The sequence below is a fragment of the Streptomyces harbinensis genome, from assembly GCF_900116145.1.
Classification (GTDB): Bacteria; Actinomycetota; Actinomycetes; order Streptomycetales; family Streptomycetaceae; genus Streptomyces; species Streptomyces carpaticus.
In genome coordinates this window covers 108,465-133,895 of sequence record NZ_FPAB01000011.1, presented here as the reverse complement: position 1 = coordinate 133,895, position 25,431 = coordinate 108,465, and the positions used below count along the sequence as shown (strand labels likewise).

The 25,431-nt window shown below is 72.0% G+C and carries 25 protein-coding genes and 3 pseudogenes; 15 read left to right on the top strand and 13 right to left on the bottom strand.

Going from position 1 to position 25,431, the window contains the following annotated elements; genetic code table 11:
• Nucleotides 1–232: pseudogene (locus BM385_RS24090) on the bottom strand (IS200/IS605 family transposase); the annotation flags it as partial.
• A 151-nt stretch (nucleotides 233–383) separates the two neighbouring features.
• Between BM385_RS24090 and BM385_RS24085 the strand changes: the two are divergent.
• The 3 genes and pseudogenes from BM385_RS24085 to BM385_RS24080 all read left to right on the top strand — a co-directional run.
• Nucleotides 384–707, top strand: a pseudogene (locus tag BM385_RS24085) (peptide deformylase); the annotation flags it as partial.
• A gap of 171 nt (nucleotides 708–878) precedes the next feature.
• On the top strand, nucleotides 879–1,019 hold the full coding sequence (locus BM385_RS27355) for a hypothetical protein (RefSeq protein ID WP_019434342.1): 141 nt from the start codon (nucleotides 879–881) through the stop codon (nucleotides 1,017–1,019).
• On the top strand, nucleotides 1,016–1,261 hold the full coding sequence (locus tag BM385_RS24080; RefSeq protein WP_019434343.1) for a DUF7848 domain-containing protein: 246 nt from the start codon (nucleotides 1,016–1,018) through the stop codon (nucleotides 1,259–1,261). The genes BM385_RS27355 and BM385_RS24080 overlap by 4 nt, the downstream gene beginning before the upstream one ends.
• Nucleotides 1,262–1,357: 96 nt before the next feature.
• On the opposite strand, the pseudogene BM385_RS24075 reads toward BM385_RS24080, so the two are convergent.
• The 5 genes and pseudogenes from BM385_RS24075 to BM385_RS24055 all read right to left on the bottom strand — a co-directional run.
• Nucleotides 1,358–1,693 (bottom strand): annotated as a pseudogene (locus tag BM385_RS24075) (Vgb family protein); the annotation flags it as partial.
• A 63-nt stretch (nucleotides 1,694–1,756) separates the two neighbouring features.
• Nucleotides 1,757–2,644, bottom strand: coding sequence for an alpha/beta fold hydrolase (locus tag BM385_RS24070; protein WP_093844346.1), 888 nt, complete (start codon nucleotides 2,642–2,644; stop codon nucleotides 1,757–1,759).
• A gap of 100 nt (nucleotides 2,645–2,744) precedes the next feature.
• Nucleotides 2,745–3,965: an amidohydrolase gene (locus tag BM385_RS24065; RefSeq protein WP_093844345.1), complete on the bottom strand. Its 1,221-nt coding sequence runs from the start codon at nucleotides 3,963–3,965 to the stop codon at nucleotides 2,745–2,747.
• A 118-nt stretch (nucleotides 3,966–4,083) separates the two neighbouring features.
• Nucleotides 4,084–4,908, bottom strand: coding sequence for a TIGR03619 family F420-dependent LLM class oxidoreductase (locus BM385_RS24060; protein WP_093844344.1), 825 nt, complete (start codon nucleotides 4,906–4,908; stop codon nucleotides 4,084–4,086).
• Nucleotides 4,905–5,564 carry an alpha/beta fold hydrolase gene (locus BM385_RS24055; protein ID WP_093844343.1) on the bottom strand — a complete coding sequence of 220 codons (660 nt, stop codon included), beginning with the start codon at nucleotides 5,562–5,564 and terminating at the stop codon, nucleotides 4,905–4,907. Before BM385_RS24055 ends, BM385_RS24060 begins: the two co-directional genes overlap by 4 nt.
• A 55-nt stretch (nucleotides 5,565–5,619) precedes the next feature.
• Between BM385_RS24055 and BM385_RS24050 the strand changes: the two genes are divergently transcribed.
• The 7 genes from BM385_RS24050 to BM385_RS24020 all read left to right on the top strand — a co-directional run bounded on the left by BM385_RS24050 (nucleotide 5,620) and on the right by BM385_RS24020 (nucleotide 9,621).
• Nucleotides 5,620–5,988 carry a MerR family transcriptional regulator gene (locus BM385_RS24050; RefSeq protein WP_093844342.1) on the top strand — a complete coding sequence of 123 codons (369 nt, stop codon included), beginning with the start codon at nucleotides 5,620–5,622 and terminating at the stop codon, nucleotides 5,986–5,988.
• Between the two features lie 233 nt (nucleotides 5,989–6,221).
• On the top strand, nucleotides 6,222–6,446 hold the full coding sequence (locus BM385_RS24045) for a DUF397 domain-containing protein (RefSeq protein WP_037756120.1): 225 nt from the start codon (nucleotides 6,222–6,224) through the stop codon (nucleotides 6,444–6,446).
• A 94-nt stretch (nucleotides 6,447–6,540) separates the two neighbouring features.
• Nucleotides 6,541–7,431 (top strand): JmjC domain-containing protein, encoded by an 891-nt coding sequence (locus BM385_RS24040; protein WP_093844341.1) that lies wholly within the window; start codon nucleotides 6,541–6,543, stop codon nucleotides 7,429–7,431.
• 33 nt (nucleotides 7,432–7,464) lie between these two features.
• Nucleotides 7,465–7,950 (top strand): hypothetical protein, encoded by a 486-nt coding sequence (locus BM385_RS24035; RefSeq protein ID WP_019434353.1) that lies wholly within the window; start codon nucleotides 7,465–7,467, stop codon nucleotides 7,948–7,950.
• A gap of 85 nt (nucleotides 7,951–8,035) precedes the next feature.
• Nucleotides 8,036–8,251: a hypothetical protein gene (locus BM385_RS24030; RefSeq protein ID WP_019434354.1), complete on the top strand. Its 216-nt coding sequence runs from the start codon at nucleotides 8,036–8,038 to the stop codon at nucleotides 8,249–8,251.
• Nucleotides 8,241–8,753 (top strand): DUF6879 family protein, encoded by a 513-nt coding sequence (locus BM385_RS24025; protein ID WP_019434355.1) that lies wholly within the window; start codon nucleotides 8,241–8,243, stop codon nucleotides 8,751–8,753. The genes BM385_RS24030 and BM385_RS24025 overlap by 11 nt, the downstream gene beginning before the upstream one ends.
• Nucleotides 8,754–8,757: 4 nt before the next feature.
• Nucleotides 8,758–9,621, top strand: coding sequence for a helix-turn-helix domain-containing protein (locus tag BM385_RS24020; RefSeq protein WP_093844340.1), 864 nt, complete (start codon nucleotides 8,758–8,760; stop codon nucleotides 9,619–9,621).
• Nucleotides 9,622–9,650: 29 nt separating this feature from the next.
• Here BM385_RS24020 and BM385_RS24015 read toward each other — a convergent pair whose 3' ends face one another.
• Together BM385_RS24015 and BM385_RS24010 are read right to left on the bottom strand one after the other, a co-directional pair.
• On the bottom strand, nucleotides 9,651–11,216 hold the full coding sequence (locus BM385_RS24015) for an alpha/beta fold hydrolase (RefSeq protein WP_019434357.1): 1,566 nt from the start codon (nucleotides 11,214–11,216) through the stop codon (nucleotides 9,651–9,653).
• A 129-nt stretch (nucleotides 11,217–11,345) separates the two neighbouring features.
• Nucleotides 11,346–12,371, bottom strand: a complete 1,026-nt coding sequence (locus BM385_RS24010) for an ATP-dependent 6-phosphofructokinase (RefSeq protein ID WP_019434358.1) — start codon at nucleotides 12,369–12,371, stop codon at nucleotides 11,346–11,348.
• A gap of 269 nt (nucleotides 12,372–12,640) precedes the next feature.
• Here BM385_RS24010 and pta point away from each other — a divergent pair, with 269 nt between their 5' ends.
• The 3 genes from pta to pyk are packed head-to-tail and all read left to right on the top strand — an operon-like array spanning nucleotide 12,641 to nucleotide 17,478.
• Nucleotides 12,641–14,782, top strand: a complete 2,142-nt coding sequence (pta, locus tag BM385_RS24005; RefSeq protein WP_019434359.1) for a phosphate acetyltransferase — start codon at nucleotides 12,641–12,643, stop codon at nucleotides 14,780–14,782.
• Nucleotides 14,779–15,987: an acetate kinase gene (locus BM385_RS24000; protein WP_019434360.1), complete on the top strand. Its 1,209-nt coding sequence runs from the start codon at nucleotides 14,779–14,781 to the stop codon at nucleotides 15,985–15,987. Before pta ends, BM385_RS24000 begins: the two co-directional genes overlap by 4 nt.
• Nucleotides 15,988–16,047: 60 nt before the next feature.
• A complete protein-coding gene (gene pyk, locus BM385_RS23995; RefSeq protein ID WP_019434361.1) occupies nucleotides 16,048–17,478 on the top strand; it encodes a pyruvate kinase in 1,431 nt (476 codons plus the stop codon).
• Between the two features lie 106 nt (nucleotides 17,479–17,584).
• Here the strand turns inward: pyk and BM385_RS23990 are convergent, their stop codons facing one another.
• The 5 genes from BM385_RS23990 to BM385_RS23970 form a co-directional block, all read right to left on the bottom strand.
• A complete protein-coding gene (locus tag BM385_RS23990; protein ID WP_093844339.1) occupies nucleotides 17,585–19,084 on the bottom strand; it encodes an ICP22 family protein in 1,500 nt (499 codons plus the stop codon).
• The gene (locus tag BM385_RS23985; RefSeq protein ID WP_093844338.1) at nucleotides 19,074–19,694 is read right to left on the bottom strand and encodes a DUF6114 domain-containing protein; all 621 of its coding nucleotides are present in this window, start codon (nucleotides 19,692–19,694) and stop codon (nucleotides 19,074–19,076) included. The genes BM385_RS23990 and BM385_RS23985 overlap by 11 nt, the downstream gene beginning before the upstream one ends.
• Before the next feature lie 141 nt (nucleotides 19,695–19,835).
• A complete protein-coding gene (locus tag BM385_RS23980) occupies nucleotides 19,836–20,450 on the bottom strand; it encodes a DUF6230 family protein (RefSeq protein ID WP_026047514.1) in 615 nt (204 codons plus the stop codon).
• Between the two features lie 485 nt (nucleotides 20,451–20,935).
• A complete protein-coding gene (locus tag BM385_RS23975; protein WP_093844337.1) occupies nucleotides 20,936–21,904 on the bottom strand; it encodes a tetratricopeptide repeat protein in 969 nt (322 codons plus the stop codon).
• A gap of 45 nt (nucleotides 21,905–21,949) precedes the next feature.
• A complete protein-coding gene (locus tag BM385_RS23970) occupies nucleotides 21,950–22,969 on the bottom strand; it encodes a terpene synthase family protein (protein ID WP_093844336.1) in 1,020 nt (339 codons plus the stop codon).
• 223 nt (nucleotides 22,970–23,192) lie between these two features.
• Here BM385_RS23970 and BM385_RS23965 point away from each other — a divergent pair, with 223 nt between their 5' ends.
• Together BM385_RS23965 and BM385_RS23960 are read left to right on the top strand one after the other, a co-directional pair.
• On the top strand, nucleotides 23,193–23,948 hold the full coding sequence (locus BM385_RS23965; protein WP_037756093.1) for a squalene/phytoene synthase family protein: 756 nt from the start codon (nucleotides 23,193–23,195) through the stop codon (nucleotides 23,946–23,948).
• 127 nt (nucleotides 23,949–24,075) lie between these two features.
• On the top strand, nucleotides 24,076–25,422 hold the full coding sequence (locus tag BM385_RS23960; protein ID WP_254791722.1) for a cytochrome P450: 1,347 nt from the start codon (nucleotides 24,076–24,078) through the stop codon (nucleotides 25,420–25,422).
• The last annotated feature ends 9 nt before the right edge of the window (nucleotides 25,423–25,431 follow it).

Below are 25,431 nucleotides of genomic sequence, written 5' to 3'. Positions count from 1 at the left end.
TACTTCTCCACCGTGTCCGCCGAGACGGCGCCGGCTGAGGCGACGAAGAACCACGACGACCACAGCATGGGCATCCGGCTCTTGAGGTGCGGGAAACCTCGATCAGCTCACGCAGCCGCGCCGCGACCCGGCCACCGAGCACACGACGACGGCATTTCGGGCACCACACCACGTGCAGGCCCAAGTCATACACACCTCCGGAATACTGGCCAACCTTCAGCGCCCCAGTCATGCAATCACTACACACGGTACACATCTAGCCGAGGCCAATCATGCAGGCTGCGAAACACAGTCAAGGTCAACACAGCCCTGAGAAACGATTCCCCCATCCGTAAACGCACGTGGTCCCCTCGCCAGCTATCCGATGGAGGACGAGTGTGGAACCGGACACCGGGGCCACCCTGGCCGAGGAGCCCGAGGGCTGCCTGTCCGTGCCCGGCCCGTATCTGACGGTGGCCAGGCCCGATCTGGCCACCGTGCACGGCAAGGACAAGGACGGCAACCCGCTGACCGTGGAGGGGCGCGGCTACTTCGCCCGCTGCCTCCAGCACGAGAGCGACCATCTGGCCGGGCGGCTCTACGTGGACCGGCTCTCGCAGCGGGAGCGCAAACGGGCGCTGCGCGCCATGGCCGAACAGCGGGACGAGGTGTTCGCCCGCCGGGCGGCACGGACCGAAGCACGACAGGCGGACGGGCGCACGCGGTAGGGGCAGGCGCACACATCACAGCGCCCCCACACGCCCCCTCTTCACAACCTGTTCGCGGCGAAACCGCTGCCGTGCTGCGGACGGTCGCGGTACCGTTGCTCTGCGCCATCGCACGTGGCGCCCTCGCGAGGCCGCTTCCCCCCGCTCAACCGGAGAAGGGCACCCCACCGCATGACCCCCGCACCAACCCCACCTCCCGCCGCGCCCACCCCGGCCCACCCCCGTACCTCGGAGAAACTGCGCGCCGACGTCCGCAAGGCCAACGCGCTCAGCGCCGCCAACCGCCTGAGCAAGGAAGGCGGCGCCAAGTGACCCGTGCTCTGTTCCAGTTCCAGGCGTGGACCGTCGCGCCGGACGAGGAGCCGGACGCCGAGCCCATCACGTTCGGCGCCCAGTGCGCGGTGTGCCGCCGCACCTCATCCCGCTCGACCGTCCAGCAGGACGTGGCGGACTGGGTGCGCGACCATGCCGCGCGCAACCCCTCCCACCACAGCTACCGGGAGCTGATCCAGCGCCCCCTGCGGGCCTGGATGCCGCACACCGTCAACCCCTGACGGACCGCCGGCGGCGGGCGGCGTGGTGCCGTCCGCGTACCGGTCGCGTACCGATCGCTCCCGCTGGGGCCGGCTGCGGCCCGCCCGATCCGGTGTTCAGGCGGGCCGCAGCCGGGCCGGCCGGCCGCTCTCCAGAGCGGCCCAAACGGTACCGTCCGCCGTCACGGCCAGTCCGTGCGGCTCGGCGCCCGGAGCGGGCAGCCGCGCGTGGCGGAACGTCCCGTCGGGCGCGACATGACCGATGCTCCCGGCGCCCCACTCGGTGAACCAGCAGCCGTCACCCGTGGGATCGGCGGCGATGACGTGCGGCCTGGCGGCCGGATCGGGGAGCGGGAAGCCGCTGATCTCCCCGCCGGTGGTGATCCGCCCGACGCGGCCGGCCGCGATCTCCACCCACCACAGCGCCCCGTCCGGGCTGGCGGTGATGCCGTACGGGGCGCTGCCGTCGAGGCCGGGGCCAGCAGGTCGGGGCGGGGAGACCGGGCGTGCCGGAGGTCATCGCAGTCCTTTGATGATCGCCGCCAGGGCCGCCGGGTGGGCGGTGGGGACGTTGTGGTGGGAGTCGATGTCGATGAGGGTGCGCTCGGGGCGGGCCTCGGTCAGCGCCACCACCTCCGCGCGGCGCTGGGCGTAGAAGCCCCGGGTGGCCAGGACGACGGTGAACGGGCAGTGCAGCAGGTCGTACACATCGACGGAGGGGTACACCGGGTCCGCCGGGTTGGCGGTGTTGAGCGTGACGATCTCCTCGATCAGCGGGCGGCGTACCCAGTGCTCCCCGTCCGGCACGAACGAGCGGGCCGTCAGCTCCCGCAGCAGCCCGGGGCGGGCGCCGGAGTTCAGCCAGTCCTTCGGGGACCGGCGCACGCACTCCTCGACATGGGCGTCGCGCTCGTCGGCGGTGGCCCGCCAGCCGTAGCGGAACAGCTCCCGCAGGTCCTCGTGCGCGGACGGCTTGCGCCAGCCGGCGTGCCGCCGGGCCGCGGTGGCACGGTCGTCCAGGACCAGGCCGTCCACCGTGCACACGGCGGCCGGCTCGATCAGCCCGGCCGCGGTGGCGGCGGTGACGGCGTACCCGCCGAGCGAGTGCCCGACCAGGACCGGCCGCTGCCAGCCGAGCGCGGCCACGGCATCGCCGAGGTCGCGCCAGTACTGGTCGGCGGCGGTGGAGTCCAGGGCGGTGCGGCCGTGCCCGCGCAGATCGACGGCGACCAGCCGCCCGCAGTGCGGCGCCAGTTCGGCGGCGACATCCGTCCAGGCGGCGGCGTTGTGCCCGCTGCCGTGCACCAGCAGCACCTCGGGCCCGCCGGAACCCCCGCCGAAGTCGATGGCGGCCAGTTCCCCTCCCCCACCGGCGACGGGCAGGGCGATCTCTCGCGCTTCCACCGTCGTACCCTCCCCCGCCGGTGCCGGAGGCCGCAACCGCAATGCCGCAGGCACCGGCCGGCCCAGCGCCGTGCGGTGCGGGGGCCGGCCGGTCGGGGAATCAGACCGTCGCCTCGCGGTAGTACGGGTCCAGGACGGTGCCCTTGCGCGCCGTCGCGTCGTACGTGTAGACCTCGCGGCCCTCGATGAAGACCCGCTGGGCGCGGCTCATCACATCGAGCGGGTCGCCGGACCAGATCACCACGTCGCCGTCGAGACCGGGGGTCAGCGAGCCGACGCGGTCGTCCAGGCCCAGGATCTCGGCGGGGTGGGTGGTGATGGTGCGCAGCGCGGTGGAGCGCTCCAGGCCCTCCTTGACGCACAGGGTCACCTGGTGCACCAGGAAGTTGATCGGCACCACCGGGTGGTCGGTGGTGATCGCGACCTTGACGCCGGCCCGTTCCATGATGCCGGGGCCCGCCAGGGTGCGGTGGCGCAGTTCCACCTTGCTGCGGGTGGTGAACAGCGGGCCGGTGATGACCGGGACGTCGCGGCGGGCGATCTCGTCCGCCATCAGGTGGCCCTCGGTGGCGTGGTTGACGACGACCTGGTAGCCGAACTCGTCGGCCAGCCGCAGCGCGGTGGCGATGTCGTCGGCGCGGTGGGCGTGCTGGCACCAGGGCAGTTCGCCGTCCAGCACCCGGGTGAGGACCTCCAGGGTGGGGTCGCGGTCGAAGGGGGTGCCCTCGGCCTCGGCGTGCGCCCGCTTGGCGGCGTAGTCCTGGGCGCGGGTGAACGCGTCCCGGATGACGGCCGCCACGCCCTGCCGGGTGGAGGGCAGCTGCTTCTTCTCGCCGTACACCCGCTTCGGGTTCTCGCCCAGCGCGCTCTTGACGCTGACCGGCTCGCGGATCAGCATCTCCTCCACGGTGCGGCCCCAGGCCTTCACCGCGACGGTCTGACCGCCTATCGGGTTGCCGGAGCCGGGCTTGATGACGGCGCTGGTGACGCCGCCCGCGAGGGCGTCGGCGAAGCCGGTGTCGGCTGGGTTGATGGCGTCCAGGGCGCGCAGCCGGGCGCCGTTGGGGTCGGTCATCTCGTTGGTGTCCTGGCCGGCCCAGCCCTCGGCCTCCTCGTGGACACCGATGTGGCCGTGCGCCTCGACGAAGCCGGGCAGCACCCAGGAGCCGGCCGCGTCCACCGTGGTGACGCCCTCGGGGACGGTCACCTCGGCGTCGGGGCCCACGGCGGCGATCTTGCCGTCGATGATGAGGACGGTGCCGCCGTCGATGGGTTCGGCGGCGACGGGAACGACGTATCCGGATCTGATCGCGATATCCATGGACGATGAACCTATCTCATGCCGCGGCGGGCACCACGGGCCGCGGAGGAGCAGGTCAGGCCGGTACCGGCGGGGGTGAGGGGCCAACCGGCGGACGTCCGCGGGCGGTTGGCCGCGGTCAGGACCCGGCGGACCACTCCCGCGCCAGGGCCGTCATCCGCTCCCCGTACCCGCCGTCGTCCGGGCCGAAGTGCACGGCCACCGCCGCGGCCCCGGCCGCCCCGAACGCGCGCGCCTCGGCCGCCGTGGTGCGGGCGTCCGTCCACGCGATCCGGGTGGTTGCTGCCACCCGCCGGGCGCCGGCCAGCTCGCGCAGCCGGGCGGCGCGGTCGGCGAACTCCGGCGGGGTGAGCGCGAACGCCTGCCAGCTGTCCGCGTACCGGGCGGCCCGGCGCAGAGCGGGCGCGGAGGTGCCGCCGGTCATCAGGTGCAGCCGGGGCGCCGGGTGCGGGGCGAACACGCCGCGCTCGTACCCGTGGAACTCGCCCTCGAACGGCCCGTCCCCGCCCTCGGTGAGATGGCGCAGCAGCCGCAGCGCCTCGTCCGTGCGGGCCGCGCGCCGCTCGAAGTCGGCGCCAACGGCCGCGAACTCGGCGCGGTCCCAGCCGATGCCCACCCCCAGGGCCAGCCGGCCCGCCGAGAGTTGCTGGAGGGTGGCGGCCTGCTTCGCCACCACGAAGGGGCTGCGCATCGGCAGCACCAGGACGGAGGTGCCCAGCCGGATCCGGTGGGTGACGGCGGCCAGGTAGCCGAGGGTGACCAGGGGTTCGTGGACGCCGCCGTACACCGGTCCGTACGGGCCGGGCGGCAGCAGGTGGTCGGGCAGCCACACCGCCGCGTAGCCCAGGTCCTCGGCCTGCCGGGCGAGTGCGGCCAGGGCGCGCGGGTCGGCGTCGGCCCGCTCGCTGGGCAGGACGGCTTCGAGAACGGGGGTCGGGGTCATATGCGCTCCTGTCGCAGGAAGGTGAGCACGGGCGCCAGCCAGCCGCGCGGGTCCTCCGCCATCGCGACGTGATCGGTGTCGGTTTCCGCGTACTGGGCTCCGGGGATGCGGTCGGCGAGAAGACGGGAGTTGGCGGGCGGCACCATACTGTCGCGGGCTGCGGCGATCACCAGGGTGGGAACGGCGATCCGGGGCAGGTCGGCGGTGGTGTCCAGGTGCGGGACGAGGTCGATGTGCGGGTGGACGCGGGCCGGCTCGGCCGCCCGCCAGCCGGGGAGCAGCCCGAGCAAATGGGCGTCGGCGCGGGCGAATCCGGCGGTGAGCACCAGGGCGCGCACCCGCTCCGGGTGGCGCACGGCGGCCCGGACGGCGACGGTGGTGCCGAGCGAGAAGCCGAGCAGCGCGAACCTCGCGTGGCCCCGGGAGACGGCCGCGTCCACGACGGCGTCGGTGAGCGTGTCCAGGTCGAGCGGCCCGGCGGGCGGGGTGGCGCCGGAGCCGGGGTAGTCGGGGGCGACGACGGTGTGGGCGGTGGCGAGCGCCGGGATGACCGGGGCGTAGTTGCCGGCGATGGACCCGGTGGCGCCGTGGGCGAGCAGCAGGGCGGGGCCGGAGCCGGTGACGGCGGTGGCCAGGGGCGGGAAGGAAACGGGCATGCCCCCACGTTGATCCCTGACACCGGTGTCAAGGTCAAGGAGGGTGACGGGGATCATGCTGATCGGGGAGTTGTCACGCCGTACGGGGGTGCCCGCCCGGCTGCTGCGCTACTACGAGCAGCGCGGACTGCTCACGTCCGAGCGGGACCCGAACAACTACCGGCAGTACGCGGCCGACGCCCCGCGCACGGTCGCCCGGATCCGGGAGATGCTGGCCGCCGGGCTGCCCACCGAGGCCATCCGCGCGCTGCTCCCGTGCGCGGACGGCGCGGACGCCGGGGCCGACCCGTGCCCCGAGGTACTGCGCACCCTGGCCGCCGAGCTGGACCGGCTGGAGAACACCATGGCCGCACTCAACGAGCGCCACGCGGCACTGACCGCGTTCCGGACCGCGTCCCTGAACCGGGCGGCGGTCGCGGAGTAGGCCCGTCGTGGCCTGGCGGCCGGCGTGTGACGAGGGCACCGAGGCGCGTGCTGCGGGAGGGGCACCACGCGTTCAGCCTCGCCCGCTCTCCGGAGTCCGCCGCGCCGCTGTGCTCCCTCATGCTGGGCAACCCCGTGCGCGTCATCTGGGCCGATGGCGACGCTCGGGTGAATCCGTGCACACCGGCGCAAGTCGATTGAGGCCCCGCTCCAGCCGTCCCTACCGTGCTGGTCATGCCAGAGAACCTGTACGACCAGGCCATCACCGGCCCGTTCCACGCGCTGTGCGGGGGCGGCGAGGACAACGACGGAACGATGGAGGACTGCCTCACCCTCGCCGAACTGGCGGGCGGCGGGTACGCGGTCCGGGATACCAAGCTCGGCGACGAGAGTCCCGAGCTGCGCTTCACCAAGGCCGAACTGATCGCGGCGGCCCACCGGCTCGCCGCACTCGATTGAGCGCCCTCACGGCTGCGGGTGGGGATGCCTCTGTTGGAGCCAGAGACATCCCCGCCCGGGAGCGTACCGTCCCCTCCCACTCCGGAGTCCTCCCATGGCCCTGGCGGCTCTCATCGACGACGCCGAGAGGTTCCTCGACGCGTGGCCGACCACGCCCCACCTGTTCCACCGCCCGCCCGACAGCTTCCGCTCGCTGCTGACCCGGCAGGAGGTGGACGATCTCATCGACCACGACTGTCTGGGCCTGCGGAACGTCGCACTGCTCAAGGAGAACCGGCCCGTCGAGCCGTTCCGCTACGCGGACGGCGACACCCCGCGCCGGGGAGCGCTGCGGCGCCACCTGGAGGGAGGCGGCACCCTGTCGCTGCGGCAGCTGGAACGGCTGAAACCGTCGCTCGCCGTGCTGCACCGGGAACTGGTGACGGAGACCGGTTACGCCGTCCACGTCAACGCGTACTACACACCGGCGGGCGCGCACGGGCTCAAATACCACTACGACCCCTACCTGACGCTGATCGTCCAGCTGTCCGGCAGCAAGGCATGGCCCACGCACCGGCCGTTCGTGGCCAATCCGGTGCGCGGACATCTGAGCTTCCACCAGCTGGGGTTCACGGCAGAGCAGCGGCGCTACCTTGAGCACGCCGCGCCCGAGGAGACCTACACCCTGCGGCCCGGCGATGTGCTGTGGCTGCCCAGGGGCTACGTCCACTCGCCGTACACGGTCGGCGGGGAGCCCTCGCTCCATCTGACCATCGCCCTCAAGGAACGCACCTGGCACTGGGTCGCGGAGCAGCTCACGGACGCGGTACTGGACCGGGCGCTGCGCGACCCGGCCATGCGGGCCGCCGTCGCGCCGGCCGAGATCACCTCGGCCCCGGACAGGGCGGTGCGGGAGATGCGCGCCTACCTGGTCGGCGCGCTGCTGACGCTCGACCAGGTCGCCATGGCCGGCCTCATACGCGAGGCGGCCCTGCGTCCCGAGTGACACCCCACCGTCAGAAGGCTGAGCGACCTACCCATGAACCGTGTGGACATCGACTGGCGAACCGTCCTGCGCGGCGGACCGCCGGCCGACCGGCCGGGCCTGCACTGGCACGGCTTCCTGTGGATCGGCAACGGCAACGATCTCTACTCCTACAAGCACCAGCCGGAACGGACGGCGGGCACCGCCGAGTTCCCCGCCTCGGTGCTGCCGCCGGAGAGCACTGCTCACTACCTGCTGAAGGCGCGTCTCATCCAGGGCACCTGGACGACCGCCGGGGCGGCGGCCGACTGGATGCGGGCGCAGTGGGACGCGAGCACCCCCACCGTGACCCATGTGGACCCGGACAACCGCCGCCAGTACAGCGAGGTCACCCTCTCCCACGGCGAGGACGACGTGTGGCGCTGGTGGCATCCCGCACCGCCCGGCCCGGGCATGGTGCATGTCGCGGTGGTGTGCTGCCCGCACAAGTCGGCGGCGGGCCGGACCATGCCCTGCCCGAACGACCCGGGGAACATGTAGAAGTCCGTGCAAGCCGATGGCGGCCCGCTGATGACTGAGTGCAAGATCGTGGCTACCAGTCGTCACCCGGCGCAAGGGAGGAAGCATGGCGTTGATCAAGTTGGGCAAGGATCCGAAGAGCCCCGACGGCGGCTCGCCCACGATCTATCTGGACGAGGAGAGTGGGAACTACATCCTTCAGGGCTGGCGGGTCACGGATGCCAGCCGACTGGCGCAACTCGACATCCCCGGTCACGAGACGGTGATCGAGTTCCCGAAGCGCATGATGCAGTTCTTCCCGGAGGTGGCCAATGGCCGCTGACCTCTCGTTCGACGAGCTGCTGAACAGCGCTCAGCACAGCGCGTATCACCTGGAGATGCGCGACGGCTACATGCTGGATGAAAACTACAGGGCATGGGCTTCGGGAGGTGCGTTCAATGGAAGCGATCCTCGGTGGTCGTGGTGGAAGAACCTGATCTCCACCACCGTGTCCCGTGGTGTGGAGGTGCACCGGGCCCGGATCATCTCCGAGCCGATCTCCCGCTACATCCGGTACGAGCACGAACTCACCAGTCCACTGAACATCGCGGCCGGTGAGGAAGTGCGCTGGCTGCCGCGCAGGCAGGCAACCGGCATCGCACTGCCGGGGAATGACTTCTGGCTGATCGACGGGGTCAGACTGCTCATCAACCACTTCAGTGGAGATGGCGACATGACGGGCAAGGAGATCGTCACCGACCCCGACACCATCAAGCTGTGCGCCTCCGCCTTCGCCACCGTGTGGGAGCGGGCCACACCGCACGAGGAGTATCAGCCAGACTGACCTGGTGATTTCATCGTCGAACACTCAGCAGGCCCGAGCAGCACTGGCTCAGCGGTTGCGCGAGATCCGGAAGGACGCCGGTCTCACCGCTCGCGAGCTGGCCGCTCGGGCCGGTTGGCATGAGTCGAAGTGCAGCCGTCTCGAAAATGGCCGGACCCTGCCCTCCGACAGCGATCTGCGCACTTGGACCCGGCATTGTGACGCCACGGATCTCGCTGCGGATCTCATCGCCACCGCGCGCAACATTCAAGGCGCATATGTGGAATGGCAGCGGATGGAGCGTTCTGGACTGCGTCGGGCGCAGGAGTCGGTGCTGCCGGTCTGGGAACGGACCCGGCACTTTCGCACCTATGCGTCCGCGGTCTTTCCCGGTCTGCTCCAGACCCGTGCTTACACCGGGGCTGTGCTGAGGTCGATCAAGGACCGCCGGGTGCCCATCGATGACCTTGAAGCGGCTGTTCAGGTACGCATGGACAAGCAACGCCTGCTTTATGAGGGGCCTCGGCGCTTTGCTTTCCTGCTGGAGGAGAGCGTTCTCCGGAACCGCATCGGCAAACGCGAGGACATGGCGGAGTTGCTGGGCAACCTGCTGCGGTTGGCGAAGCTTCCGAACCTCAGCCTGGGAGTGATTCCGCTGGACGCGGACCGTACCGGCATGTGGCCTGTCGAGAGTTTCTGGTTGTTCGACGACGACCAGGTCAATGTCGAGCTGGTCGCCGCCTATCTCACCGTCACGCAGCCGAACGAGGTCGCCGCCTACGCGCGTACCTTCGCCGCCCTCGCCGATCTCGCCGTGCACGGGGAGGCCGCCCGGCAGTTGATCGAGAACGCCGTCGAGGCGTTGTCCGCGCCCGGTCGGGCGCTCTGAGAGCGCCCGACCGGGCCGGAACAACACACCTACTCGGTGCAGCTCACGTCGTGCCGCGGCAGCACGCCGGTGCGCAGGTAGTCGTTGACCAGGTCGTCGACGCACGTGTTGCCGTAGAACCCGTACACCGCGTGGTGCGGTACGTCGTGGAGGGTGACGAGCCGGGAGGAGGGCCAATCCCGCCGCATCTCCGCCGTCCCCTCGTACGCGACACGGGTGTCGCCGGTGGCGGCGACCAGCAGGGCCGGGATGTCGTTGTCCAGCACGGTGGGTGCCTCGGCCGGCGGGTCCCAGAACTCACACGGCGTGATGTTGCGGGTGACGGGTGCCACGAACGGGTGGTGGGCGGCCTCGCGCCGGATGTCGAGCCAGTAGTCGGCGATGCCGCGCCGTTCGGCGGCGTCGCCGCACAGGACGGCGATCTGGCCGCTGGCGTAGGTCGAACCGAGTCCGGTGGTGACGAACTCCAGTCGCAGGGCGAGGTCCGCGTCCGGTTCGACGTGCTCGCCGTCGGCGGCCCGCAGCAGGAGGCCGGTGAAGTCGGCCAGCCAGGCGCGGTCCGCGTCGCCCGCGGTGGCGAGGCTGCTGAAGAGAAGGAGCGGGACGGTGTACCGGTCCAGGGTGTGGTCGCCGATCCGCAGCGGGGCGCGCTGGGACGCGGCGATCACCCGGTCGACGCCGGCGAGTACCGCGGCGCGGTCGGCGCCGAGGCCGTGCTCGTCGTGCCGTTCCGCGGTCCAGTCGGCCCAGGCGCGCAGGGCGTCCTCGCCCGCGCGTTCGGCGCCGGCCATCAGGTTCGGGGTGTACCGGTCGGGGTGGATGACGCCGTCCAGGACGACGCGGTCGGTGCGGCCGGGGAAGAGCTGGGTGTAGACCTCGCCGAGGTAGCTGCCGTAGGAGTACCCGAGGTAGGAGATGCGGTCCTCGCCGAGCACCGCGCGGATGACGTCCATGTCCCGGGCGGTGTTGCGGGTGGTGACGTACGGGAGGACGTCACCGGCGTGGGTGCGGCAGCGTTCGGCGAGGTCGCGCTGGAAGGCGGCGGCGTGCAGGTAGCTGATCACGTCGGGGCCGGAGGAGCGGACGCCGGAGCCGACCGGCCAGCGGCAGTCGAGCGGGGTGCTGGCGCCGGTGAGGCGGGGGTCGAAGCCGATGAGGTCGAAGCGGCCGGCCGCCTCGCCCATGAACTCCTGGAGGAGCAGGGGCATGGCCAGGCCGGAGCCGCCGGGGCCGCCGGGGTTGGACAGCAGGACGCCGGTGCGCCGGTCGGGGTCGGTGGCGCGGATGCGGGAGAGGGCGAGGGTGAGGGTCTCGCCGCCGGGGTCGGTGTAGTCGAGCGGGACGGTGAGCGGCGCGCATTCGATGCCGGCCGTCTCGTCCGCGAGGCCGGCCGCGGCCGTCCGGTACGGCTCGGGGACGGTCGCGGGGTCGGCGCCGACCGCGCCGCAGTCGGTCCATTCCAGCGTCTGTTCGTGGTAGGCCGCCGGTCCCGGTAACCGGTCCGTCGCGGCGGCGGGCCCGGTGAGGAGGGCGGCGCCCGCGGCGACCCCCGCTCCTGCCGCGACCGTCCGCTTCCACAGTGATATGAGATGCATGGTCGGTCACGCTAGGGCGGCAGCCGCCCATGACAACACCGCTCCTTGTCCTGCTTTTCCCCGCTTTCCCACCCTTTGGCGGGACAGCACCGCCGGGGCCCGGTCCGGGCCCCGGCGGTGGTGGCGGGCTCAGAACACCGCTTCGGTCTCGTCCATCCGGAACTGCGGCACCCGCTTGAGGTCGGCGGTGGCGCTCGCCAGCGGGGCCATCACGATCTCGGTGCCGCGCAGCGCCGTCATCTTGCCGAACTCGCCCCGGTGGGCCGCCTCCACGGCGTGCCAGCCGAAGCGGGTGGCGAGCACCCGGTCGTACGCGGTGGGGGTGCCGCCGCGCTGGATGTGGCCGAGGATGACCGGGCGGGCCTCCTTGCCGAGCCGCTGTTCCAGCTCGGACGCCAGCCGGTTGCCGATGCCGGCGAACCGCTCGTGGCCGTACGGGTCGATCTCGCCCTTCTCGTACGGCATGGAGCCCTCGGCGGGGCGGGCGCCCTCGGCGACGCAGATCACGGCGAACTTCTTGCCGCGAGCGAAACGTTCTTCGACCATTTTGCACAGATCATCGACCTGGAAGGGGCGCTCTGGAATACAGATACCGTGCGCTCCACCCGCCATCCCGGACTCCAGGGCGATCCAGCCCGCGTGCCGGCCCATGACCTCGACCACCATCACCCGCTGGTGCGATTCGGCCGTGGTCTTGAGCCGGTCTATGGCCTCGGTGGCGACACCGACCGCCGTGTCGAAACCGAACGTACGGTCGGTGGCGGAGATGTCGTTGTCGATCGTCTTGGGGACGCCGACCACCGGGATGCCGGCCTCCGCGAGCATCCGCGCTGCGGTCAGGGTGCCCTCGCCGCCGATCGGGATCAGGGCGTCGAGGCCGAGCTTGTGCCGGAACGCCTCGGCGTTGTCGCACGCCTCGCGCAGCCGGGCCCGCTCCAGCCGGCTGGAGCCGAGGATGGTGCCGCCGCGGGCGAGGATGCCGGAGACGGCGTTGATGTCGAGTTCGCGGTAGCGGCCTTCCAGCAGGCCCTTGAAGCCGTCCTCGAACCCGATCACCTGGTCGCCGCGATCGACGACGGCCCGGTGGACGACCGAGCGGATCACGGCGTTGAGGCCAGGGCAGTCACCGCCCGCGGTGAGAACTCCGATACGCATGGGGATGCTCTCCTCTTCGGGGATCGGGAGGGTGGCGCGGGGCCGCTTCGTCGAGGCCGCCCGAATTGTTTCACGCCCGTGGACCCCACCGGACTCCCCTGCTCACATCGTGAACGGATCGCCCACCCCGACCCGCCGCGCCGGTTACTCAGCGTCCTGGGTATTGTCAAGACTGTAGAGCTATACGATTGGATGACAATGAGGGCGGCAGTGATGTCCCTGACAGCCGACACAACGGCGTACGCCCGTACCGGCGCGGGAGCGGTGCGATGACCCGCAGCGTGTACGTGACCGGCATCGGCCGCGGCGACGGCCGCCAGGTGATCGAACTGGGGGTCATGGAACTGCTGACCCGCCAGGTGGACCGGGTCGGGGTCTTCCGCCCCCTCGCCCACCCCGGGCCCGACCCCGTGTTCGAGCTGCTGCGCGGCCGGTACCGGCTCTCCCAGTCCCGTGAGGACGCGCGCGGCATGGCCTACGCCGAGGCCGCCGCGCTTCAGGCCGAGCACGGCATGGACGAACTCGTCACCGCCCTCGTGGAGCGCTACCACAACGTGGCCCGCGACTACGAGGCCGTCCTGGTCCTGGGCACCGACTACGCCGACACCCAGCTGCCCGCCGAGCTGACCCTGAACGCCCGGCTGGCCAACGAGTTCGGCTCCGTCGTACTCCCGGTGGTCGCCGGCCTCGACCAGAGCGCCGAATCGGTGGTCGCCGAGGTCCGCAACGCCCACCACGCCTTCACCTCGCTCGGCTGCGAGGTGATCGCCACCATCGCCAACCGGGTCCGCGACTCGCACGCCGCCGCTGCCGCCCGCGAGCTGGGCACCCACCTCCCCGAGCCGGTCTACGTGCTCCCCGAGGAGCCCGCGCTCTCCGCGCCCACCGTCACCCAGATCGCCGAGGCGCTGGACGCCGAGGTGCTGCTGGGCGACCGCACCGGGCTGGCCCGCGACGTCCGCGACTTCGTCATCGGCGGCGCCATGCTGCCCACCTTCCTCACCGCGCTGCGCGAGCACTCGCTGGTCGTCACCCCCGGTGACCGCGCCGACCTGGTCGTCGGCGCCCTCGCCGCGCACTCCGCCGGCGCCCCGCCGATCGCCGGCGTCCTGCTCACCCTCGGTGAGCACCCCGGCGCCGAGACCATGGCGCTGGCCGCCCGGCTCGCGCCCGGTACGCCCGTCCTCTCGGTGCCCGGCGGCACCTTCCACACCGCCGCCGAGCTGTCCGGCCTGGAGGGCAAGCTGACCGCCGCCACCCCGCGCAAGGCGGAGATCGCGCTCGGCCTGTTCGAGACGCACGTGGACACCGCCCAGCTCACCGAACGGCTCTCGGTGGTGCGCAGCGAGCGGGTGACGCCGATGATGTTCGAGCACGAGCTGATCGAACGCTCCCGGTCGGGCCGCCGGCACGTGGTGCTGCCCGAGGGCACCGAGGAGCGGGTGCTGCGCGCCGCCGAGGTGCTGCTGCGCCGCAATGTGTGCGACCTGACGCTGCTGGGCGAGGAGGGCGCGGTCCGCAAGCGGGCCGCCGATCTGGGCATCGATCTGCGGCTGCACGGCGCGGCGGACGCCATCGACCCCGCCGCCACCGCGACCGCCTGTGTGGCCCGGGTGGTGGACCCGCAGACCTCCCCGCTGCGGGAACGTTTCGCCGAGCTGTACGCGAGGCTCCGCGCGCACAAGGGCGTCACCTACGAGCTGGCCTGGGACGTGGTCTCGGACGTGTCCTACTTCGGCACCCTCATGGTGCAGGAGGGGCTGGCCGACGGCATGGTCTCCGGCGCCGTCCACTCCACCGCCGCCACCATCCGTCCGGCGTTCGAGGTGATCAAGACCAAGCCGGACGCGGCCATCGTCTCCTCGGTCTTCTTCATGTGCCTGGCCGACAAGGTGCTGGTGTACGGGGACTGCGCCGTCAACCCCGACCCCGACGCCGAGCAGCTGGCCGACATCGCCATCCAGTCGGCCACCACCGCCGCCCAGTTCGGGGTGGAGCCGCGGATCGCGATGCTGTCGTACTCCACCGGCACCTCCGGCTCCGGCGCGGACGTGGACAAGGTGCGGGCGGCCACCGAGCTGGTGCGCCGGCGCCGGCCCGACCTGCTGGTGGAGGGCCCGATCCAGTACGACGCGGCGGTGGAGCCGTCCGTGGCCGCCACGAAGCTGCCGGGTTCGGAGGTCGCGGGCCAGGCCACGGTGCTGGTCTTCCCCGATCTGAACACCGGCAACAACACCTACAAGGCCGTGCAGCGCTCGGCGGGCGCCATCGCGGTCGGCCCGGTCCTCCAGGGGCTGCGCAAGCCGGTCAACGACCTCTCGCGCGGCGCGCTGGTGCAGGACATCGTCAACACCGTCGCCATCACCGCCATCCAGGCCCAGCGGCAGACCCAGCAGAAAGTGAATCCGTGACCGAGCACCCCTCCCGTGTCCTCGTGCTGAACTCCGGTTCTTCCTCGGTGAAGTACCAGCTGTTCGACATGACCGACCAGTCCCGGCTCGCCGCGGGCCTGGTGGAGCGCATCGGCGAGGCGGGTGCCCGGCTGGTGCACACGCCGGCCGGTGGCGAGCGGCGCGAGCGCACCGATGTGCCGCTGCCCGACCACACGGCGGCGCTGCGGGCGGCGGCGGACGAGCTGGCGGCGGACGGCCACCGGCTGGACGACCCGCGGCTGGCGGCCATCGGGCACCGGGTGGTGCACGGCGGGCTGCGGTTCACCGAGCCGACCGTGATCACCGACGAGGTGATCGCCGAGATCGAGCGGCTGGTGCCGGTGGCCCCGCTGCACAACCCGGCGAATCTGACCGGTATCCGCACCGCGCTGGAGCTGAACCCGAGGGTGCCGCAGGTCGCGGTGTTCGACACGGCGTTCCACACGACGATGCCGGAGTACGCCGCCCGGTACGCCATCGACACGGCCACCGCCGACGCGCACCGGGTGCGGCGGTACGGCTTCCACGGCACCTCGCACGCGTATGTGTCGCGGCGCACCGCCGAGCTGCTGGGCAAGGACGTGGCGGACGTGAACGTCATCGTGCTGCATCTGGGCAACGGCGCCTCCGCCTCGGCGGTGGCGGGCGGCCGGTGCGTGGACACCTCCATGGGGCTGACCCCGCTGGAGGGTCTGGTGATGGGCACCCGGTCCGGCGACATCGATCCGGCGGTGATCTTCCATCTCTCCCGGGTGGCCGGGATGTCGGTGGACGAGATCGACGTCCTGCTGAACAAGCGTTCGGGTCTGGTCGGGCTGTGCGGCGACAACGACATGCGGGAGATCACCCGCCGGATGGCGGAGGGCGACGCCGCCGCCCGGCTGGCGTTCGCGATCTACACCTACCGGCTGAAGAAGTACATCGGCGCGTACTACGCGGTGCTGGGCCGGGTGGACGCGATCGCCTTCACCGCCGGGGTCGGGGAGAACGCCGCGAACGTGCGGGCCGCCGCCGTGGAGGGGCTGGTGGGCTTCGGGGTGGTCGTGGACGAGAAGCGGAACACGACGCCCGGCAGTGGCCCCCGGTTCATCTCGCCGCAGTACGCTTCCGTGGCGGTCGCCGTCGTCCCCACGGACGAGGAACTGGAGATCGCGAGCCAGGCGTTCACGCTGGTCAGCCCCTGAACGGCGGGGCGGCGGGGCCGCCATTATTCCGGTACGGAACAAAACGATAGGATCGTCGGCATGCGCCGTTCCAAAATCGTCTGCACCCTGGGCCCCGCCGTCGACTCCTATGAGCAGCTCAAGGCGCTCATCGACGCCGGTATGAACGTGGCCCGTTTCAACTTCAGCCACGGGAGCCACCAGGAGCACGAGGAGCGGTACCACCGGCTGCGCAAGGCGAGCGAGGACTGCGGCGTGGCCGTCGGTGTCCTGGCCGACCTCCAGGGCCCCAAGATCCGTCTGGAGACCTTCGCGGACGGCCCCGTCGAGCTGGAGCGCGGTGACGAGTTCACCATCACCACCGAGGACGTGGCCGGCGACAAGCACATCTGCGGCACCACGTACAAGGGCCTGCCGGGCGATGTCGCCAAGGGCGAGACCATCCTCATCAACGACGGCAACGTCTCGCTCCAGGTGCTGGAGGTGGACGGGCCGCGGGTGCGGACCATCGTCATCGAGGGCGGGGTGATCTCCGACCACAAGGGGATCAACCTGCCGGGCATCGCGGTGAACGTCCCCGCGCTGTCCGAGAAGGACGTCGAGGACCTGGAGTTCGCGCTGCGGCTGGGCGCCGACATGGTGGCGCTGTCCTTCGTGCGCGACGCGGACGACGTGCGCGACGTGCACGAGGTCATGGACCGGGTGGGCCGCCGGGTGCCGGTGATCGCCAAGGTGGAGAAGCCGCAGGCGGTGGAGAACATGGAGGAGGTCGTCCTCGCGTTCGACGCCGTCATGGTGGCGCGCGGCGACCTCGCCGTGGAGTACCCGCTGGAGAAGGTGCCGCTGGTCCAGAAGCGGCTGATCGACCTGTGCCGGCGCAACGCGAAGCCGGTGATCGTGGCGACCCAGATGATGGAGTCGATGATCACCAACTCGCGGCCGACCCGCGCGGAGGCGTCCGATGTCGCCAACGCGATCCTGGACGGCGCGGACGCGGTGATGCTCTCGGCCGAGTCCTCGGTCGGCCGGTATCCGATCGAGACGGTCAAGACGATGTCGAAGATCGCGATCGCGGCGGAGGAGCAGCTGCTCTCCCGTGGCCTCCAGCCGCTGGTGCCGGGCAAGAAGCCGCGGACGCAGGGTGGTTCGGTGGCGCGCGCGGCGTGCGAGATGGCGGACTTCCTGGACGCGAAGTCGCTGGTGGCCTTCACCAAGTCCGGTGACACCGCGCGCCGGCTGTCCCGGTACCGGGCCGTGCAGCCGATCCTGGCCTTCACCACCGACCCCTCGACCCGCAACCAGCTGACGCTGACCTGGGGCGTGGAGACCTTCGTGGTGCCGTGGGTGAGCCACACCGACGAGATGGTGGAGCTGGTGGACGCGGAGCTGCTGAAGCTGAACCGCTACCACCGGGGCGACACCATGATCATCACCGCTGGTTCGCCTCCCGGGGTGGCCGGCACCACCAACATGGTGCGGGTGCACCACCTGGGCGGCCAGCAGGGCGTCTGACGCCCGGCCCGCACGGCCCCGCGAGCCCGGATCCCGCCGTCGGCGGGATCCGGGCTCCGTCGTGTGACGGCGGGCCCCGGGTGCCCCGGCCGGGTGGCCGGGGCGGTCAGCGGCCCGTCATGTACTGGCGCATCCCGGTCATCGTCAGGGTCCCGCCGAACTGGGCGGCCTGGGTCAGGCGCACGCCGGTGAAGTGGGCGTACGGGAGGTCGAACGTCGGCTGGTGCTCCGCGTCGTACTCCACCGGGATCACGCCGAACAGCCGGCCGGTCATCCGTTCCGTGTACATGGTGACGGTGCCGTCCCGGAAGGTGGAGACGCTGCCGGACTCGGTGGCCACATGGTGGTGCAGCCCGTCGGCGCCCTCCACGATCTGGTGCAGATCGCCGATGTCGACCTCGCGGGCGGTGAACTTCAGCGCCTGCTTGACGGTGCCGCTGGCCGTGGTGACGTTGACGACGCCGTGGTATTCGAGGCCGCGCAGGGTCAGTGAGGTGGCCTCCAGGTACCAGGGCTTGTCGGCGATGACGACGGGGGTGCGCTCGTCGGTGCCGGGCACCCGCAGTTCCACCGGGCAGGGCAGTCCCGGCTTCTCGTCCTCGGCGGCCGGGTCGTGCACCACGTCGCGTTCGGGCTCGGGCGGCTCCTCCGCGCCGTCCCCGGCCCCGGCGGTGTCCTGCGGCTCCTCGTCCGCCGGTCCCGCGGTGTCCGCTCCGGTGGTGTCGCCCGGCTCGTTGCCGGGATCGTTGCCGGGCTCGTCCGGTTCCTGCGGCTCATCGGGTACCGGGAGTTCGCCCGCCGTCCCGGACTCCTCCCTGGGGTCGCGGGCGCGGTTCTGCGGGGGCTCGGTGCGCTCGGCCGGATCGCTCTCCTCGGCCTCCGGGGGCGGCTCGGCGGCCGGCTCCCGGTCGCTCTCCTCGGGCGGGGGCTGCTGTTTGCCGCCCGGGGTGAAGAAGTCCACGACGTCCCGGCCGAACTGCTCCAGGGCGGGGCCGAGTCCGAGCGGGTCCCACGGGTTGTAGTCCGGGTGGGCCGGGTCGGTGCGGTCCGGCGCGGCGGGGTCCTGCGGGGCGTCCGGGGGCGGCGCGGCGGCGTCGCCCGGGCCGGGGGCGGTCTCCGGGTCCGGGTCGGGGTCGGGGTCAGCCGGTCCGGCGGCGTCCGCGCCGGGGTCCGGGTCCGGGGCGGTGAGTTCCGCGCGCCGCGCCGCTTCCCGCTCGGCCGCTTCCCGCTCGGCCGCTTCCCGTTCCGCGGCCTCGCGTTCGGCGGCTTCCCGTTCGGCGGCTTCCCGTTCGGCCGCCGCCCGCTCCGCGTCCTCCTCGGTGACCGCCGTGGTCTCCTGCTCCGCCGGCGCCTCCTCGGCGGGCGGGTCCTCGATCTCGGCGATCTGCTGGTCCGGCAGTTCCACGCACGCGGTGCCGGAGAACGGGTTCTCGCCCTGCGGGTCGGCCTTGGCCAGCGAGGAGGTCAGCCCCATGCCGAGCAGGGCGGCGGAGGGCATGGCAGCCAGCGAGATGGGCATGTGCAGCCGGCGCAACAGGGACTTGCGGGGGGCGGCGTGCCGCGCGGAGCCCGCGTCGTCCGCCGGGGGTATCTCCTCACTCGACACGGTCCTTCTCCTTCTCCGGGTCGATCCCCCGCTCCGTGCTCCCGCCCGCGAAACCGGCGAGCGCACTGCCGGTGCCGGACACCGGCTCCGGGCCCGGTACGCCGGGCATCGGGCCGGGCGCGGCCGGCGCCGGCGCGGCGGCGGTCGTCCCGGACGCCGGACGGTCCGCGCCGGTGTCCGGGGCCGGGTCGGCGGGGCTGTCGGCCACCGGCTCCCCCGGCGCCCAGGCGATGCTCATCCCGCCGCCGATCAGGCCGAGCAGGTAGCCCATGCCGAAGCCGCCGACGTTGGAGACGACCAGGGAGACCAGCACCAGCATGATGGAGGCCACCCCGGAGAATATCCGCGAGTGCGGCTGGAACCACATGGTCTGGCCGAGCACGATCAGCAGCGCCCCGATGACCAGCGAACCGGCCCCGGCGGTGGTGGCCATTCTGATGGTCAGATCCGCGATGGTGACGGTGGCGTACGGGAAGTACACGATCGGCAGCCCGGCGAGGGTGGTGAACAGCCCGGCCCAGAACGGGCGGCGCCAGCGCCAGTGCCGGAAGGCCACCCGGGCCCTGGTCAGGCGCGAGGTCCGGTTCTCTTCCTGGGTGGTGGTGCTCATGTGCGCGGTGCTCCCCTGGCGTGGCTCCGGACGGCGGCCCTGCGCTGACCGGACCCGGCGATGATGTTGGGTGGTGCTCGGGTGGGCCGGCCCGGAGGCAGGAGCGGTGCTGCCTCCCGCTCCGGGCGGACCTCACTTCCGTCAGTAGCACTCGTTCTTGCCGCGGTGCAGACTCAGGCTGAGCCCCGGCAGTTTGAAGGTACCGGCCGAGGTGGCCCAAGCGGTCTGCTTGAGGTTCGTGAGCAGTGCTCCGTCGGCCTGCTGCGCGAACGAACCGGGGACGTAGTCGTCGCCCTGGGCCGGGCCGGGGCCCTTGGTGGTGTGGTCGGCGCTCACTCCGATGTCGATGTTGGTGAAGGTGGCGTCGGCGTCCAGGTTGTTGATGTCGATGAAGAGGTTCTGTGCCTGCACCTTCCTGTCACCGTTGCCCGCGGTGATCTTGACGGTGATGTTGCCCAAGGGGGTGGGCACCACGACGGACTGGCACAGACCGGTGATCGTCGCGGTCTCGAACGACGAGACCGCGACCGGGATGCGCTCGCCGTTGTGCTTGACGTCCTGCGCCCCGTACTGGGTGAACCCGGTGCCGTCCAGCACCTCCGCGGTGACCTTGAACTGCTGTCCCGAAACAGCGAACGACGCCGCGAGCGCCCCCTGGGCGAACGCGATGCCTATCGCGGCGGTGGCGGCCACGCTCGGCACCATGACCAGACCGAATCGCTTCCATCTGGTGCCGCCGCGAGGCTGTGACTCCATGACTTTCCTCCTTCTCGGACGAACTGCTCCGGCTCCGGCATCCGGTGGCCCGGGGGTGCCCCCTCACGGGGTGGACCGCCTGGAGGCCAGGAGGGGAGAAGCAAAGCCACCGGGCTGCACCCCGGCGACAGCCACTGACCGCCGACAGCACGGTCTCCCCGGGTGTCAGGACCCGCCTGAGTGGCGGGTACCCCCCTGACGCCCGGACCGGTCATGGCTCCACCGGTCTGGCCGATCGTGGTGCATCTCACGGAATGGCACAAGGGGCTGGTTACCAGTCGGTAAATGCCTTGTAGCGCTGGGTTGTTGACCTTTCCCACCGGAGCACGGAGAGTGAGAACGGCAACTGCCCCCGCACCGAGGCGAACCGGACATCAGCCCGTTCAAACCGTGAGTCACACCACAGAACGTAGCGGCGGTCGCGATTACCAAGATTTGGCAAACCGCGACCGCCGCGACGGCTCAGCAGATGAACAGACTATGACTCAGAAGAGCACCCGCGCCAGCGCACCCCGGGCCGCCGTCACCCGCCCGTCCTCCGGGCCGACCACCTCGAACAGCTCCAGCAGCCGCACCCGCGCCGCGTCCCGGTCCTCCCCCGCCGTACGCCGCACCGTGTCCACGAGCCGGCCGAAGGCGTCCTCGACATGGCCGCCCACCAGATCCAGGTCGGCGGCGGCCAGCTGCGCGGCGACGTCGTCCGGACGCTCGGCCGCCGCGCGCCGCACCTCCTGCGCGTCCGCGTGCTGCACCCGGTCGAGCAGCCGCGCCTGGCCGAGGCCCAGCCGGGCCTCCTCGTTGGCCGGCTCGTCGGCCAGCACGTTCTCGTAGGCGCGGATCGCACCCCCCATGTCCCCGGCGTCCAGGGCGGCATGGGCGGCGGCCAGCGTCGGGTTCGACGGCGGCTCGGGGGCGGCGGGCCGCTCGGCGCCGTCCGCCTCGCCCGCCCCGGCCGGGACGCCCACGATGCCGAACCGCTCCTCGGCGGCCTGGATCAGCTGGTCGAGCACCTGGCGGATCTGCGCCTCCGGCGCCGCGCCCTGGAACAGCGGCAGCGCCTGGCCGGCGATGACCGCGAAGACGGCCGGAATGCCCTGCACCCCGAACTGCTGGAACAGCATCTGGTTGCTGTCCACGTCGATCTTCGCCAGGACGATCCGGCCCGCGTACTCCTGGGTGAGACGTTCCAGGACCGGGCTCAGCTGCTTGCAGGGCTGGCACCACTCGGCCCAGAAGTCGATGACCACCGGCACTTCGGCGCTGCGCTGGAGCACCTCCTGCTCGAAGGTCGCCTCATCGACATCGATCACCAGCCGGGCGGCCGACGCGCCCTGGCCCTCCGGCTGGGCCGCCCGCTGGGCCCTGGCCTGCTCGGCCTTCTGCTTCGCCTCGGCGGCGGCCTTCACCGCGGAGAGATCGACGGCTCCGCTCATGGACATATTGCGTGGCTGCATGGAACCAGTCTCCCCCCTCCGCGGTGTGCGGCGGTACGCGGGCGGTCACCCGCGGGCGCTCCCCGGGGCGCGGCGGCCGGGCAGCCGGTCCGGATCGGTACGGGCGGACGGCACCGGTGCGGCCCCGGGGGCGGGGGTGGTGTAGCGGTCGGTGCCCCGGGCGTGCCACTCCAGCCAGCCCGCGACCAGGTGGGCCACGGCGGTGGCGCAGCGGTTGACCGGGGCGTCGCCCGGGGGCAGCCGGTGCAGGGCGCGGGTCAGGTCGGCGGCGCGGTCCTCGATCATGGCGCGGGCGGTACGGCGTGCGGCGGCGCGGGTCAGGCCGCGTTCGTGCTCCAGGATCAGCACCAGGTTGGTGACCAGGCCGCAGGCGACTTCCTTGTCCAGGGAGTAGAGGTCGTTGCTCCAGGCGTTGGTGTCGATGGCGGCCCGCAGCAGGTCCTGGTAGGCGGGTGCGCCGTGGACGGCCGGGGGCAGTTCGGCGCGGTGGCAGACCTCCAGGATGTCGAGGGTGGGGACGAAGCCGCTGGTGTCGCGGCGCAGGGTCCGGTACTCGGCCAGGGTGGGCGGGACACCGGTGTCCCGCAGGGCGATCTCGCGGCGGACGGCGGCGAGCGCGTCGGCCAGGTGGCCGCTGAAGCGGCGTTGCCAGGCGGGTGAGGTGTGCCGGCGGAGCCGGTCCATGAGGTCGCCGAGCGCGCGGAACAGCGGCGGGGCGCCGGGGGGCGCCGGCTGCCAGGCGAGCAGCGGGCGGAAGGTGTCGGTGACCGCCGACCAGGCGGTGGTGGTGCCGCCCGGGCCTTCCTCGTAGGCGTCGTCCAGGAAGAAGGTCCAGGTCATCCAGCAGGCGGCCAGGTCCGCCTCGGGCTGGGCGGCGTCCGGCAGCATGGCGGCGGCCAGTCGCGCGGGGGCGCCGCGGGCGAGCCGGCCGGCCCCGTCCGCCCCGTTGATCAGTTCGAAACGCTCGGCCCACTCCTGGGCGTGCCGCGTCAACCGGCCGGCCTCGGGGTGGTGGCGTGCGGTGACGGGCAGGGCGAGCGGTGCGGCCGGGCCGGGGAGGGCCATGGGGCTTCTCCTGGGAAAACGCGAGTGCGGACTCTTACGCCTTTCCGCCCGCGGTCCTTTCCGCAAACCACTCCGGAGAGTGAAGCGGCGGCTCCGGCCCCGCCGCGGCCGGTTCGCGGAGTCCCCACGCCACCCCCGTGCACACTCATCACCTGTCGGGCCCTTCACGCAAGCTGACCCAGAAGGCGCTAAAGTGCCCATGACTGCGTAGGGGATTAGGGCGATGACCGCTGCTTTGCTGGAAGCGCATCGGGCCATCCGGAAGTACAGCACCACCTGGTACGTGCCGGTGACCACGATGCCGGCGGGACTGAACGAAGCACTTTCATCGGCTTATCTGCTCATGCGGGCCATTGATGAGATCGAGGACCATCCCGAACTCCCGCCCAAGGAAAAGGACGTTCTGCTGTGCGGCATCAGCGCCGTCCTGCAAGAGCGCTGCCGCCCCGAGGACTTCAAGGCCGTCCTGGCCGACTGCTCGGTGGAACTGCCCGAAGTCACCCTGCGCATCGGGGAGTGGGCGGAGCTGGCCCCGCCGCAGATCGCGCCCCGCATCCGGGAGACGTTCGCCACGATGGCCGAACGGATGGGCGGCTGGGCGCTGCACGGCTGGCGCATCCACACCGAACGCGATCTGGACCGGTACACCTACGCGGTGGCGGGCACGCTCGTCCTGCTGCTGAGCGATCTGTGGAGCTGGTACGACGGCACCCGCTCGGACCGCACCCTGGGCGTCGGCTACGGCCGGGCGCTCCAGGCGGTCAACATCTACCAGGACAAGGGCGAGGACCTGGGCCGGGGCGTCGACTTCTGGCCGGACGGCTGGGACGCGGCGCGGCTGCGCGGGTACGCGATGCGGGAGCTGGCGCGTGCCGACCGCTATGTGGCGCAACTGCCCGCGCACGGCCCGGCGTTCCGGTTCTGCTCCCGGCCGCTGGCCGCCGCCTGGCGGGCGGTGGGCGGCGGGCCCGGGCCCTGACCGGGGCGCGGCGGCCCGCCCCGCGCAGGAGGGGCGTGAACGTCTCGGGCGCGCGCCACCGGCAATGCTCCCGTGCGCGGGGGCCGGTGGGGTGTGGGCGGCCCGCCGGTGGAGCAGGGGTGCATCCGTGACAGCTGTGACCTCTCTCCCCCTCGCCCCGGGCGCCCTGCCGCTGCTCGGGCACGCCGTGCCGCTGGTACGCCGTCCGCTGGACTTCGTCTCGTCCCTGCCCACCCACGGCGGACTGGTCCGGATCCGGATGGGCACCCGCTCGGTGGTGATGGTCTGCGACCCGGCGCTGACCCGGCAGGTGCTGCTGAACGACAGCATCTTCGACAAGGGCGGGCCGCTGTTCGAGCGGGGCCGTGAGGTCGCGGGCAATGGTCTGCTGAGCTGCCCGCACGACATGCACCGGCGGCAGCGCCGGCTGTGCCAGCCGGCGTTCCACGCGGACCGCTTCCCGGGGTACAACGTGGCGTTCGCGGATCTCGCCGAGGATCTGGCCAAGTCCTGGCAGGACCGGCAGGTGGTGGACGTCACCGAGGCGCTGACCCGGCTGACGGCGGTGGTCGCGGTGGAGACCATGTTCGCCCGGACACTGCCGGCACAGGTCGCCTCCCAGATCCTGGACGACTTCATCACCCTGAGCGAGGGCATCTTCCGGCGCGCGGTCAGCCCCGGCGTGCTCAACCGGCTGCCGCTTCCGGCCAACCGCCGCTACCGGCGGGCCCTGGACCGGCTCAAATCCACCGTGTTCGACATCATCACCGCCCGCCGCGCGGCCACCACCGACCACGGCGATCTGCTCTCCTCGCTCGCCAACGCCGTCGACCCGGACAGCAAGGGCGGCCGGTACTCCCTGTCCGACGAGGAACTGGTCAACCAGGTGATCATCTTCCTCTACGCGGGCTCGGACACCACGGCCGCCGCCGTCTCCTGGTCGCTGCACCTGCTCGCCCAGCGCACCGATCTCGACATCCTGCTGTACGAGGAGGCCCGCAAGGCGCTGCGCGACACCCCGCTGGTGCTGGTGGACCCGACCGCCCTGGAGATGACCAACCGGGTGCTGCTGGAATCGCTGCGGATGTACCCGCCGGCGTGGATGACCACCCGCACCGTGGCCAGCGACACGGAGCTGGGCGGGGTGGTGCTGCCGGCCGGCACGACCGTCGGGTACAGCCCGTACCTCATCCACCGGCTGCCCGAGCTGTACAAGGAGCCGGACACCTTCGAGCCGGACCGCTGGCTGTCGCCGCCGGCCGACCGCAGCGCGTACATCCCGTTCGGGGCCGGCGCCCGCAAGTGCATCGGGGACCGCTTCGGGATGGCGCAGGCCGCGCTGATCCTGACCGCGATCATCTCCCGCTGGCGACTGATCCCGGCCCACACCCGGCCGGTGCGGGCCGCCGCCAAGGTGACGCTGATGCCCAAGGGCCTGCACATGCGGGTGCTGGCCCGCGAGCGGCCGTACTGACCCGCGGCC

Bases quoted from the DNA above. Each gene is read 5' to 3' on its own strand.
- BM385_RS27355 (WP_019434342.1), top strand. From the start codon at position 879: ATGACCCCCGCACCAACCCCACCTCCCGCCGCGCCCACCCCGGCCCAC.
- BM385_RS24065 (WP_093844345.1), bottom strand. From the start codon at position 3,965: ATGGATATCGCGATCAGATCCGGATACGTCGTTCCCGTCGCCGCCGAA.
- BM385_RS24060 (WP_093844344.1), bottom strand. From the start codon at position 4,908: ATGACCCCGACCCCCGTTCTCGAAGCCGTCCTGCCCAGCGAGCGGGCC.
- BM385_RS24055 (WP_093844343.1), bottom strand. From the start codon at position 5,564: ATGCCCGTTTCCTTCCCGCCCCTGGCCACCGCCGTCACCGGCTCCGGC.
- BM385_RS24050 (WP_093844342.1), top strand. From the start codon at position 5,620: ATGCTGATCGGGGAGTTGTCACGCCGTACGGGGGTGCCCGCCCGGCTG.
- BM385_RS24045 (WP_037756120.1), top strand. From the start codon at position 6,222: ATGCCAGAGAACCTGTACGACCAGGCCATCACCGGCCCGTTCCACGCG.
- BM385_RS24040 (WP_093844341.1), top strand. From the start codon at position 6,541: ATGGCCCTGGCGGCTCTCATCGACGACGCCGAGAGGTTCCTCGACGCG.
- BM385_RS24035 (WP_019434353.1), top strand. From the start codon at position 7,465: ATGAACCGTGTGGACATCGACTGGCGAACCGTCCTGCGCGGCGGACCG.
- BM385_RS24030 (WP_019434354.1), top strand. From the start codon at position 8,036: ATGGCGTTGATCAAGTTGGGCAAGGATCCGAAGAGCCCCGACGGCGGC.
- BM385_RS24025 (WP_019434355.1), top strand. From the start codon at position 8,241: ATGGCCGCTGACCTCTCGTTCGACGAGCTGCTGAACAGCGCTCAGCAC.
- BM385_RS24015 (WP_019434357.1), bottom strand. From the start codon at position 11,216: ATGCATCTCATATCACTGTGGAAGCGGACGGTCGCGGCAGGAGCGGGG.
- BM385_RS24010 (WP_019434358.1), bottom strand. From the start codon at position 12,371: ATGCGTATCGGAGTTCTCACCGCGGGCGGTGACTGCCCTGGCCTCAAC.
- pta (WP_019434359.1), top strand. From the start codon at position 12,641: ATGACCCGCAGCGTGTACGTGACCGGCATCGGCCGCGGCGACGGCCGC.
- pyk (WP_019434361.1), top strand. From the start codon at position 16,048: ATGCGCCGTTCCAAAATCGTCTGCACCCTGGGCCCCGCCGTCGACTCC.
- BM385_RS23985 (WP_093844338.1), bottom strand. From the start codon at position 19,694: ATGAGCACCACCACCCAGGAAGAGAACCGGACCTCGCGCCTGACCAGG.
- BM385_RS23980 (WP_026047514.1), bottom strand. From the start codon at position 20,450: ATGGAGTCACAGCCTCGCGGCGGCACCAGATGGAAGCGATTCGGTCTG.
- BM385_RS23975 (WP_093844337.1), bottom strand. From the start codon at position 21,904: ATGCAGCCACGCAATATGTCCATGAGCGGAGCCGTCGATCTCTCCGCG.
- BM385_RS23970 (WP_093844336.1), bottom strand. From the start codon at position 22,969: ATGGCCCTCCCCGGCCCGGCCGCACCGCTCGCCCTGCCCGTCACCGCA.
- BM385_RS23965 (WP_037756093.1), top strand. From the start codon at position 23,193: ATGACCGCTGCTTTGCTGGAAGCGCATCGGGCCATCCGGAAGTACAGC.